At 62.4% G+C, this 10,401-nt stretch carries 7 protein-coding genes and 1 pseudogene; 3 read left to right on the plus strand and 5 right to left on the minus strand.

All coding sequences use genetic code 11. The features are described 5' to 3' along the window. The 5 genes from GSQ89_RS14295 to GSQ89_RS14315 form a co-directional block, all read right to left on the minus strand. On the minus strand, positions 1–972 hold a 972-nt coding region (locus GSQ89_RS14295; protein ID WP_158926266.1), incomplete at its 3' end, for a hypothetical protein. Positions 973–1,334: 362 nt separating this feature from the next. After that, entirely contained in the window at positions 1,335–2,774 is a 1,440-nt protein-coding gene (gene tldD, locus GSQ89_RS14300; protein ID WP_158926268.1) for a metalloprotease TldD, read from the minus strand. Positions 2,775–2,864: 90 nt separating this feature from the next. Then, positions 2,865–5,123: a PAS-domain containing protein gene (locus GSQ89_RS14305; RefSeq protein ID WP_158926270.1), complete on the minus strand. Its 2,259-nt coding sequence runs from the start codon at positions 5,121–5,123 to the stop codon at positions 2,865–2,867. Continuing rightward, positions 5,120–6,196 (minus strand): COX15/CtaA family protein, encoded by a 1,077-nt coding sequence (locus GSQ89_RS14310; protein ID WP_158926272.1) that lies wholly within the window; start codon positions 6,194–6,196, stop codon positions 5,120–5,122. The genes GSQ89_RS14305 and GSQ89_RS14310 overlap by 4 nt, the downstream gene beginning before the upstream one ends. A 148-nt stretch (positions 6,197–6,344) precedes the next feature. Beyond that, complete coding sequence (locus GSQ89_RS14315; protein WP_158926274.1) at positions 6,345–6,605, minus strand: usg protein; 261 nt, start codon at positions 6,603–6,605, stop codon at positions 6,345–6,347. A 321-nt stretch (positions 6,606–6,926) separates the two neighbouring features. Here GSQ89_RS14315 and groES point away from each other — a divergent pair, with 321 nt between their 5' ends. From groES to GSQ89_RS14330, 3 genes and pseudogenes are all read left to right on the plus strand, one after another. Then, complete coding sequence (groES, locus tag GSQ89_RS14320; RefSeq protein ID WP_158926276.1) at positions 6,927–7,247, plus strand: co-chaperone GroES; 321 nt, start codon at positions 6,927–6,929, stop codon at positions 7,245–7,247. A gap of 129 nt (positions 7,248–7,376) precedes the next feature. Then, positions 7,377–9,038: a chaperonin GroEL gene (gene groL, locus GSQ89_RS14325; protein ID WP_158926278.1), complete on the plus strand. Its 1,662-nt coding sequence runs from the start codon at positions 7,377–7,379 to the stop codon at positions 9,036–9,038. A gap of 198 nt (positions 9,039–9,236) precedes the next feature. Beyond that, positions 9,237–10,303, plus strand: a pseudogene (locus GSQ89_RS14330) (IS630 family transposase); the annotation flags it as partial. Between the last annotated feature and the right edge of the window lie 98 nt (positions 10,304–10,401).

Raw genomic sequence — 10,401 nt, forward strand, 5'->3', positions numbered from 1 at the left:
CTTCGAAGCGTCAACCGTGGCAAGCGTCGGAGCGAAACCGCCCATCCGAACCTTGGAGGCATCAACCGTCGCCAGCGTCGGAGCGAAGCCGCCCATGCGGACCTTCGAAGCGTCAACCGTGGCAAGCGTCGGAGCGAAACCGCCCATCCGAACCTTGGAGGCATCAACCGTCGCCAGCGTCGGAGCGAAGCCGCCCATCCGAACCTTGGAAGCATCAACCGTCGCAAGCGTCGGGGCAAAGCCGCCCAAGCGGACCTTGGAAGCGTCGACAGTGGAAAGGGTCGGAGCAAAGCCACCCATCCGGACCTTACCAATGTCGGCGGTCGTCAGCGTCGGTGCGAAGCCGCCCATGCGGACCTTGGAAGCGTCAACCGTGGCGAGCGAGGGAGCGAAACCGCCCAGGCGAACCTTGGAAGCATCAACCGTGGCGAGCGAAGGAGCGAAACCGCCCAGGCGAACCTTGGAAGCGTCAACCGTGGCGAGCGAAGGAGCGAAACCACCCAGGCGAACCTTGGAAGCGTCAACCGTCGCGAGCGAAGGAGCAAAGCCGCCCATGCGGACCTTGGAAGCATCAACCGTGGCGAGCGAAGGAGCGAAACCACCCAGGCGAACCTTGGAAGCGTCAACCGTCGCGAGCGAAGGAGCAAAGCCACCCAAGCGAACCTTGGAAGCGTCAACCGTGGCGAGCGAAGGAGCAAAGCCACCCAGGCGAACCTTGGAAGCGTCAACCGTGGCGAGCGAAGGAGCAAAGCCGCCCATGCGGACCTTGGAAGCATCAACCGTGGCGAGCGAAGGAGCGAAACCACCCATGCGAACCTTGGAAGCGTCAACCGTGGCGAGAGAAGGAGCAAAGCCGCCCATACGGACCTTGGAAGCGTCAACCGTGGCGAGCGAAGGAGCGAAACCGCCCAGACGAACCTTGGAAGCGTCGGTGGTGGAAACCAGGGCGAAGACATTTGTGAAAGCGGACATTGGCGTGACCTTTCTGTGACTTTGTTCCGAGTTTACGAACCGCTCAGAAACCGTTTGCGATCCGTTGATGGAGACATATTCACAGAATGAGAATTTATTATCGTTTTTTTGACGTTAAGTTAACGTCAAATCGTCAGTGCTTCGACTACAAAGCCAAAATAATTTGAAGACGTTTACTAAAAGTCGATTACAATTATATCGAATAAGTTGTGTTAATACTTGCGACTGGTATCGCATTGCGAGTGCGCGGCTAATTAATGGGACAGAAGTCATCCGCGCCTGGCCCGATAAAACGCACAAAAAAAACTCGGCCACCCGAAGGCAGCCGAGTCTCAGGATTAACGAATCTGGAAAGCGTTAATTCACGCTGCCGTGCCACCGATCGTCAAACCAGAAAGTTTTAGCGTCGGCTGGCCAACACCCACCGGTACTCCCTGCCCGTGCTTTCCACACGTCCCGATTCCGGGATCCAGCGCCATGTCGTTACCGATCATCTGCACCCGGGTCAGCGAATCAGGCCCATTACCGATCAACGTCGCCCCTTTGACCGGCGCCGTGACCTTCCCGTCCTCGATCATGTACGCCTCGCTGGCCGAGAACACGAACTTGCCGGACGTGATATCCACCTGCCCACCACCAAAATTAACGGCGTAGAGACCGCGTTTGACGGACGCGATCATCTCCTCCGGCGTGTTCGATCCACCCAGCATCACGGTGTTGGTCATGCGCGGCATCGGCGCATGGGCATAGGATTGACGCCGGCCGTTCCCGGTCGCCCGCATCCCCATCAGCCGCGCATTCAGCCTGTCCTGCAGATAGCCGACCAGAATTCCGTCCTCAATCAGCACTGTACGGCTGGTCGGCGTGCCCTCGTCGTCGACCGTCAGACTGCCGCGGCGATCCGGCATGGTGCCGTCATCGATCACCGTGACTCCAGGCGACGCAATTCGCTTGCCCATCAGATCAGCGAACGCCGAGGTCTTCTTGCGATTGAAGTCGCCTTCCAGGCCATGCCCGATCGCCTCATGCAGCAAGATGCCCGGCCAACCCGGCCCCAGCACGACCGGCATTTCCCCGGCGGGCGCGGGCCGGCTGTCCAGATTGACCAGGGCCTGACGCAGCGCCTCGTCAACGGCACCCCGCCACGTGCTCTCCTGCGTGACAAAATCGTAAGAAAAGCGGCCGCCCGTGCCGTGACCACCGGTTTCACGCCGCCCACCTTGCTCCACCACCACCGACACATTCAGCCGGACCAGCGGGCGCAGGTCGGCGACGCGCGTGCCGTCAGGGCGCATGATCTGCACTGCCTGCCATTCACCGCTGATTGACGCCATAACCTGCTTTACCCGCGGATCCTTGCCCCGGGCATAAGCATCGATTTCCCCCAGCAGTGAGGTGCGCGCGGAAAAATCCATCAGCCGAAGCGGATTCGCGTCCGAATAAAGCCGTGAATTTGTCGCCCGCGGCGGTTCGGCGGCCGTTCCCGAATGCCCCCCGGAAATCGCCGAGACGGTCGCCGCCGCCCGCCGCAGCGCCTCCTCGGAGATTTCGCCCGAATGCGCATAGCCGGTCGCCTCGCCGGCCACCGCCCGCAGGCCAAATCCCAGGCCCGAATCGAAATTCGCCGAACGGATATTGCCGTCGTCCAGGCTGATGGATTCGCTTTCACGGTATTCCAGGAAAAGCTCCCCGTCGTCGCTGCCGCGCAGCGCCTGATCGACGATTTGCGCGGCGGCGGCCTGGTCCAGCGCGGCGTCCGCTCGTTCGAAAAACAGCTTGTCGGTGGCGGCGATGGCGCTCATGGGGGCAATCCTTCAACGTTTGCTCGTAGAAAGATGGTACGTCCGGCCGGCTTTGACCACCCGTGCCGGCCAAGCCGCTTCAACCTCGGCTCACGGCCCCTCAGGATTCAGGATGCGAGACCCCGGCAGGATAATCCGGACGCTGGTGCCCTCTCCGGCTCGGCTGGCAAGATGCAGTTGGCCACCATGGGCCATCGCGATCGCCCGCGCCGTGAAAAGCCCCAGGCCGGCCCCCGGATAACGGCGCGATAATGACCCATCCAACTGGGTGAACGGTTCGAAAACCCGCTCCAACGCGGCAGCCGGTATGCCAATGCCGGTATCCGTGACCGACACGAACAAATCCGCCTCCGGCGTCAATCCGCCCTCAACCGTGATGGAGCCACCGGCTTTCGTGAATTTCACCGCATTCGACAGGATCTGTGACAGCGCCTGGCTGATCCGGCGTTCGTCGCCCCGCAACCAGGGCAGCGTATCGGGAAGTGCCAATTCGATCGCGACCTCGCCGGCCTGGGCGGCGCTGTCGGCCTGCCGAACAGCCGCGTGGATGGCCTTGACGATATCGACGCTTTCAGCGCCCGCCTCGAACCGGCCACTTTCGATCCCGGCAACATCAAGGATGATGTTGATCAGCGACAGAAGCTGCTTGCCGGCCTCGTTGATCTGGCCGCTGTATTCCGCGACCAGTTTCGCCGGGACGTCGCCGTTCTCCCGCGCCAACGCGTCCGAGAACCCGATGATCGCGTTCAGCGGCGTACGAAGCTCATGGCTCATGGTCGCCAGGAAGCGGGATTTCGCCTGGTTCGCCGCCTCCGCCAGTTCCTTCGCCCGCCGCAGCTCCGATTCGGTCTCCCGCATCTTCGTGATGTCGGAGAACGTGCTGATCCAGCCGCCGCCTGGCGCGGGGTTCGACTGAGCGTGCAGAACGCGGCCCGACCGGGTCGCGATTTCCCGGCCGAACGGCGTGGTGCGGTCCAGGTGCAGAAGCATCCGCGCCCGTTTCGCGACCTCATCGCCCGAACCGAAATGCCCGCGTTCGGACAGCGCGGCGATCACCTCGGCCTCCGGACGGCCGGGGGTCAGCAGGTCCGCGGGCAGGTCGAGCAGTTCGGTCGCCACCGGGTTGCTGGCCACCAGAATCCGGTCCGGTCCCCACAACATGATGCCATGCCGGATATTGCCCAGCATCGTGCTCATGTCCTCGGCACGCCGGCGCACCTCCGCCTCCGCCTGCACCAGTTCGGTAATATCGGTCACGACGCTGATATGGCCGCCATCCGGCAAAGGCGCGGTTCGGACATCAATGGCGGTGCCGTTCGGGCGCACCCGGCGGCGCCTCTGCGGGCGGGAGGTATCGTATGCCACCTGGACGGCGATGACGGTTTCCGTCACGCCCTCACCATATTCGCCGGCTTCGGCACGCTGGCGGATAAGGTCGGACCGGTGGTCGCCGATCCGCACCGGCGCACCCTCCATCACTCTATTATATGTATCGTTCACCTTCGTGATGCGGTGGTCGGGGCCGTAGACGCAAATCCCGTGCGGGATATTCAGCAGCACAAGGTCCAACAGATGCGCGCGCCGGTACGCCTCATCCTCGGCGCGAGCCTGCGGCGTGATGTCACTGACCGAGATCGCGCAGCCGCCGTCCGGCAACGCGTCGAACATGACGTCGATCGACCGCCCATCCGCGCGATGCAGGCGGTGGTTCCAGGAGATGCCCGGCGCCGCATCCCGCAGGGAGGCGATGAACGCCAAACCGTCCGGACCGGCAAATTCTTCCCGCGTTTCCATCAGGGTTAGCATGGCGACGAAGCTGAAGCCGGCCACGACGCGATCCGGCGGCAGGGCCAGCAAGGCCGGGAAACGAGGATTGACCAGCGACAGGCGCCGCTGCGAATCGAATACCGCCAGTCCGATCCGCAGCGTCGTCAGGGCCGTCGCGGTCTGCGCCAGCGCGTTTTCGGCATCGGCCCGATCGGCCAGCAGGCCCGTGGATTCGACGGCGGTGACGACATAGCCGCCGTCCGGCAAGGGTGTGTTGAACAAATCGAAGGTGCGGCCGGCAAAGCTGCAACGGCGCAGACGGCCGGGATGACCGTGATCGACCGCCATGACCGCCCGGACCTGGCTCTCCGGATCACCGGGACCGTAGACCCCGCGCAGCACCGCGGCTCGGACGGCGTCCTCCACCAAGGTACCCGGCGGATAGGGATCGAGCCGCAACCCAAGCGATTCACGGAAGGCCCTGTTCATCAGGACGATGCGGCGATCCGCATCGACCACATTAAGTCCCACTGGGATCGCATCGAACACGGTCTCAAGTGAAACCGTGACCCGTTCGGTCATGTGGGCGATATCTCGACCGGTCCCGGCATATCGACCTGACGGCGGCGGACGCCGAACAAACGATGCACCACGACCAGTATGACGGTCAGCAGGATGACCGCGCCCGATTGGTGCAGGGTCGCGACCGAAACCGGCACCACCAGCAGCAAGGTGGTCACGCCCAGGGCATATTGCCCTGCCACCGCCACCGCGAGGCAGGCCGCAAGCGGCCTCGGCAGACCCAAACGCCAGCCAAGCGCCGCCAGGGTGGAGACCAGGATCAAGGTCATCGTGGCCAACAGACGATGATCGAATTGCACGGCGGCGATATTTTCCGTCAGGTTGCGGATCCACGGATGCAGCATCGCATAGCCGTCCGGCACCAGCCGCCCGTCCATCAGCGGGAACGTGTTATAGGTGAATCCGGCATGCGTTCCGGCCGTCAGGCCGCCGGCCACGATCGTCAGACTCAGCACCGCCAGGCAGGTGAACGCCAGGCCGCGCAGCAAGGGCGGCGTCGCCGGCCGGTAACGGATCGGATGCAGCGCCGACAGCCCGGTCCAGACGATCGCGGCATAAAGGATCAAGGCCAGCCCGAGATGCACCACCAAACGGTATGGCGATACCGAAGTCGAGTCGGCCTCGAAGCCGGACGCGACCATGAACCAGCCGACCGCGCCCTGCAGGCCGCCAAGGACGAACAGCAAACCCAGGCGCGGGACCAGATGACGCTCGATCCGAGCCGTCGCCCAGAACCAGAGCAACGGCAACAGGAAGACCACGCCGATCAGCCGTCCCCACAGGCGATGGGTCCATTCCAGCCAGAAAATGTGCTTGAAGCCGGCAAGGCCGAAGCCGTCATTCATCAGGGCGTATTGTGGAATTTTCTGATACAGCGCGAACAGCCGTTGCCATTCCGCATGGCTCATCGGCGGCAGCGCCCCCATCAGCGGGTCCCACTCCATGATCGACAGCCCGGAGCCGGTCAGTCTGGTGGCACCGCCAAGAACGACCATCACCAGGATCATCGCGGCAACGGTGAAAAGCCAGATGGCGACAAGGCGACGGCTTTGACGCGTCGCAGCGCGATCCATGCGGGAAGCGTCCGGAAAATCATGAACGTCGAAGGGCATGCCCTTACTATAAGGTGTGCGGCAGCGTTAAAGAAGCGTCGCAACCTTACCCGGTCACTTTTCACCCCTGGTTCCGGCCATCCCTGGTGCCGGCCTCAGCCGATCACGTTCAATGCAGCCGCAGCAACGCATCCGCGTGACCGATGCTGGCGGGCTTGACCAGGCTTGCCGATGCAACCCGCACGGAATGCAGGCTGCCCTCGATTTCCCGCTTCCAGAAATCCAGGAATTTGTGCAGCACGGGATAGCGCGGGGCAATATCCAGATCCTGCCAGATAAACGTCTGCAATACGCTCGGATGATCGGGCATATGGTAGAGGATCTCAACCGTCGTCAGGCGATAATCCTGCAACTGCCGAACCAGGCTCATGGTTTCTGCTTCCTTTCAGAGCGTATCGCGCGGCCTGATCGTTCCCGGGTTCGATCCCCGGCCCAGCGACACCAGCCGGATGACAGGATGATGTCGGAGAATCTTCTCTATATGCAACTATAAACACAATAAATTCAGCATCTTAGCACTCCCCTCGAAAGAGTGCTGCCAAACGCTTGACTCGCGGCGCGGGCAGGGTTAGATCGCTGGCACTCCCAGTGAGGGAGTGCTAACAACCGGCAGGGTGCTCATGGGAGGCTCGTGTCTGGTTTTGGCATCCGTTCAATCACCGACTGAGAACGAACTCAGGAGCTTTAAACAATGAGTTTCCGTCCCCTGCACGACCGGGTCGTAGTCCGGCGCCTGACCGCGGAAGAAAAGACCGCCGGCGGCATCATCATCCCCGACACGGCCAAGGAAAAGCCGATGGAAGGCGAAGTCATCGCCGTCGGCCCCGGCGCCCGTAACGAAGCGGGCGCGCTCGTCCCGCTCGACGTCAAGGCCGGCGACAAGATCCTGTTCGGCAAGTGGTCCGGCACGGAAGTGAAGCTTGATGGTGAGGAGCTCCTGATCATGAAGGAGTCCGACATCATGGGCATCATCACGGCGACCGCCTCCGCCGGCAAGAAGAAGGCCGCGTAAGCGGTCTCCCCTTCTTTCTACGCGCGCATCCGGTCGCGAAGGGTCGTGGATCACGCAATGGCCACGACTCACGGCGCCCACCGGATGCTCCGGACAAAGTAGTCACACACAGACGAGGGAATACGAAGAATGGCTGCAAAGGACGTTCGCTTCGGCGGCGAAGCCCGCGCCCGCATGCTGCGCGGCGTGGATATCCTGGCCGACGCGGTAAAGGTCACGCTGGGCCCCAAGGGCCGTAACGTGGTTCTGGACAAGAGCTTCGGCGCGCCGCGGATCACCAAGGACGGCGTCACCGTCGCCAAGGAGATCGAGCTGGCCGACAAGTTCGAGAACATGGGCGCCCAGATGGTGCGCGAAGTGGCCTCGAAGACCAACGACATCGCTGGTGACGGCACCACCACCGCCACGGTGCTGGCGCAGTCGATCGTCCGCGAAGGCGCCAAGGCGGTTGCCGCCGGCATGAACCCGATGGACCTGAAGCGCGGCATCGACAAGGCCGTCGCGGCCGTCGTCGAGGAGCTGAAGAAGCGCTCCAAGAAGATCACCACCCCGGCCGAAACTGCCCAGGTTGGCACGATCTCCGCCAACGGTGAGACCGAGATCGGCAAGATGATCGCCGAAGCCATGCAGAAGGTCGGCAACGAGGGTGTCATCACCGTCGAAGAAGCCAAGGGCATCGCCACCGAACTCGACGTCGTCGAGGGCATGCAGTTCGACCGCGGCTACGTCTCCCCGTATTTCATCACGAATGCGGAGAAGATGATCGCCGAGATGGACCAGCCCTACATCCTGATCCACGAGAAGAAGCTGTCCGGCCTGCAGCCGATGCTGCCGCTGCTGGAAAGCATCGTGCAGTCCGGCCGTCCGCTGGTGATCATCGCCGAGGACGTCGAAGGCGAAGCGCTCGCCACCCTGGTGGTGAACAAGCTGCGCGGCGGCCTGAAGGTCGTTGCCGTGAAGGCGCCTGGCTTCGGTGATCGCCGCAAGGCGATGCTGGAAGACATCGCGATCCTGACCGGTGGCACCGTGATCAGCGAAGACCTTGGCATCAAGCTGGAGAACGTGAAGCTCGCGGACCTCGGCAAGGCCAAGAAGATCCTGATCGAGAAGGAAAACACCACGATCGTCGAAGGCGCCGGCAAGAAGAACGACATCCAGGGCCGTTGCGGTCAGATCCGGGCGCAGATCGAGGAAACCACCTCGGACTACGACCGCGAGAAGCTGCAAGAGCGCCTGGCGAAGCTGGCCGGCGGCGTGGCCGTCATCCGCGTCGGTGGCAGCACCGAAGTGGAAGTGAAGGAGCGCAAGGATCGCGTTGACGACAGCCTGCACGCCACGCGCGCGGCGGTCGAGGAAGGTATCGTTCCGGGCGGCGGTGTTGCCCTGGCTCGGGCCTCGCTGATCCTGAGCAAGATCAAGGCCGACAACGACGACCAGCGCTTCGGGATCGAGATCATCCGCAAGGCGATCCAGACCCCGCTGCGCCAGATCGCCGAGAACGCCGGTGAAGACGGCGCCGTGATCGCGGGCAAGACCCTCGAGAACGACGCCTACAACTTCGGCTTCGACGCCCAGTCCGGTGAATTCAAGGACCTGGTGAAGGCCGGCATCATCGACCCGACGAAGGTCGTGCGCACGGCTCTGCAGGACGCCGCTTCGGTGTCCGGCCTGCTGATCACCACCGAGGCGATGGTGGCTGAGCGTCCGGAGAAGAAAGGCGCTGGCGGTGGCATGCCCCCGGGTGGCGGCGGCATGGGTGGAATGGGCGGCATGGACGGGATGGATTTCTAATCCGTTCGTCTGCTGTTACGTTGCGAAGGGGGCGGACCGCAGGGTCCGCCCCTTTTTGTTTGTGCGGCGTTCGGGTAGCGCGCATTTTCGAATCGATGTCTGATGGTGGTTCGGCCACCGGATATGCTAGTGGATCTAATCTGACATTTGCATCCGATTTAGGATTCTCCCGGATACTTGCCTATGCGAGTCTGCGGGATGCGCAAAGTCACCACAATCGACCTTACCAAAGCTGAGCGTCAGGCCCTCACTGTGATCGTGACGGATCGCAACAGCCCGCAAAAGCACGTCTGGCGTGCCCAAATCGTGCTTTTGACCGCCGATGGCTGCGGCACGATGGAACTCACGCGCCGGACCGTACGAGCAAGACGTCGGTTTGGCGATGGCAGGAGCGGTTTCTGGCCGAAGGCCTACCGGACCTACTGCGTGACAAGACCCGCCCCTCGCGCATTCCGCCGCTTGGAAGCGAGATGGAGACCCGCGTAGTCGCCGCCACACAGACCGCGGCGCCCGGCGAGACAACACATTGGACCTCGGTCGCGATGGCCAGGCACATTGGCATCAGCGTCAGTTCGGTGCAGCGGATCTGGCGCAAGCACGGCCTCCAGCCGCATAAAATCAGCTTGTTCAAGCTGTCCAACGACCCGCGGTTCGCCGATAAGCTGATCGATATCGTCGGGCTTTACGTCCATCCCCCAGAGCATGCCGTTGTTTTGTCGATCGACGAAAAGAGCCAAATTCAGGCACTTGACCGGACCCAGCCGGGCCTCCCCATGAAAAAGGGCCGCTGCGGTACGATGACGCACGGCTACAAGCGGAATGGCACCACCACGTTGTTCGCGGCCCTGAATGTGCTGGATGGCACGGTGATTGGACGCTGCATGCAGCGCCACCGGCATCAAGAGTTTATCCGCTTTCTCAATGCAACCGAGGCGGCCGTGCCAAAGGCGATCCACGCCATCGTCGATAACTACGCCACTCACAAACATCCGAAGGTCAAGCAATGGCTGGCCCGGCATCCGAGGTGGACTTTCCATTTCGCGCCCACATCGGCCTCCTGAATGAATGCCGTCGAAGGATTTTTCGCCAAACTGACCAAGCGTAGGCTCAAAACAGGCGTGTTCTGCTCGGTTGTCGAACTACAGGCCGCGATCAAACGCTTTCTGGCAGAGACCAACGCTGACCCGCGACCTTTCCACTGGACAAAGGATCCCGCCAAAATTATCGCTGCCGTCAAAAGAGGTCATCAAATGTTAGATTCTATCCACTCTCATGTTCGCCATTTCAAGCAGCAGGCGCGACAATTCCTTGCTTGTCGAGCAAGCGGTTCAGCATGGTCCGCAACTGAGCAAGGCAGGAGGCA

This window comes from Acidisphaera sp. S103 (assembly GCF_009765975.1).
Classification (GTDB): domain Bacteria; phylum Pseudomonadota; class Alphaproteobacteria; order Acetobacterales; family Acetobacteraceae; genus Rhodopila.

Excerpts from the sequence above, each read along its gene's own strand:
- GSQ89_RS14305 (WP_158926270.1), bottom strand. The coding sequence starts at position 5,123 with ATGACCGAACGGGTCACGGTTTCACTTGAGACCGTGTTCGATGCGATC.
- GSQ89_RS14315 (WP_158926274.1), bottom strand. The coding sequence starts at position 6,605 with ATGAGCCTGGTTCGGCAGTTGCAGGATTATCGCCTGACGACGGTTGAG.
- groL (WP_158926278.1), top strand. The coding sequence starts at position 7,377 with ATGGCTGCAAAGGACGTTCGCTTCGGCGGCGAAGCCCGCGCCCGCATG.
- groES (WP_158926276.1), top strand. The coding sequence starts at position 6,927 with ATGAGTTTCCGTCCCCTGCACGACCGGGTCGTAGTCCGGCGCCTGACC.
- tldD (WP_158926268.1), bottom strand. The coding sequence starts at position 2,774 with ATGAGCGCCATCGCCGCCACCGACAAGCTGTTTTTCGAACGAGCGGAC.
- GSQ89_RS14310 (WP_158926272.1), bottom strand. The coding sequence starts at position 6,196 with ATGGATCGCGCTGCGACGCGTCAAAGCCGTCGCCTTGTCGCCATCTGG.